This is a genomic window from Roseateles sp. P5_E11, from assembly GCF_054049355.1.
On sequence record NZ_JBFUMO010001002.1, the window covers coordinates 1 to 1,212 of the forward strand.

Consider the following 1,212-nt stretch of genomic DNA (forward strand, 5'->3'; position numbering starts at 1 on the left):
CTGTTTCCTGAGGCCTACCACATCAAGGTCGCCAGCCGCGACGGTGAAGAGGTGTGGCTGTCCAGCGGCAACTGGAAGAAGTCCAATCAACCCGAGGTGAGCCAAGCCGCCATCGACAACGGCAACATCACGCCGTTGCGCGCTACAAACCGCGAGTGGCATGCGGTCATCGCCAACAAGCGCCTAGCAACGCTGTTCCAGCGCTACATCGAGTTCGATTTCTCAGAGGCTCAGCGTGTGGCGGCCGAAGAAGGAGCTGCCTTACCGGACCTCGAGCTCTTCGTGCCTGATTCGGCGTTCGTCATCCCCATGGAGGTGGAGGGACGCGGCCGGTACTTCAAGCCGCTTGAGCTGGACCGCGAGATCGACATCCAGCCATTGCTGACACCCGACCGCGACAGCCGTGGCCGACGCCTATACATGAAGCACGCCACGGAGCTTGTGAAGAGCGCGCGTGAACGCCTGTACATCCAGAACCAGTCATTCAACCTGCTGAAGGAGAACAACCGCGACGAGTTCGAAGGCTTCTTCACGGCCGTGGCCGACCAGCAGCGCGCCGGCCTGGACGTTCGCATCATCTTCCGCGACAGCACCGAGTTCAGCCCGCAGAACGCGGTTACTCAACAGGAACTGCTGGAGCGCCTGAAGAAGTTTGGCATCGACACCGACCAGATCAAGATCCAGCAGGGATGCCATACCAAGGGCATCATCGCGGACGGCGAGGCGGTGCTCCTGGGCAGCCACAACCTCACGAACTCGGGCAGCCTCTYCAACCGCGACGCGAGCCTTCTCGTGCGCGACGCCGAGGTGGCACAGTACTTCGAAGGCGTCTTCCTCTTCGACTGGGAAGTCCTGGCCGCCCAGCAGGTCAACGAATCCGTCGGCGACGTGCGGGTCGCGAGGTCTGATGAGCCCACCCCGGCTGGCTATCGCCGCGTGACGTTGCGCGAGTTGATGTCACCTGACGCACGCTGAGCTGGTCGAGAGAGTTCGCAGAGAACTCCTGCCCCGATTGCAACGAGTCCGCGAGAAGGAACAGGACAGCTATTCACGGGATCAATCCGCCGACGACCACACCGAGCATTTGCTCGGGGGCTTCGAGATCCTCAAGGAGACGTTCAGCGATGACGTCGAGGCCGTCCGCTTGATCGAGGAGCAAATCAACGATGCAAAGTCCTGGGCGGGTGAGAACGACTACGAGCCGTCCAGAAT

2 protein-coding genes are annotated in these 1,212 nt (G+C 61.4%); both read left to right on the top strand.

What is annotated here, in order from left to right:
* On the top strand, positions 1–975 hold a 975-nt coding region (locus tag ACXJKR_RS32895), incomplete at its 5' end, for a phospholipase D-like domain-containing protein (RefSeq protein WP_457326437.1).
* A gap of 37 nt (positions 976–1,012) precedes the next feature.
* Positions 1,013–1,212: hypothetical protein (locus tag ACXJKR_RS32900; RefSeq protein ID WP_457326438.1), on the top strand; the 200-nt coding region annotated here is incomplete at its 3' end.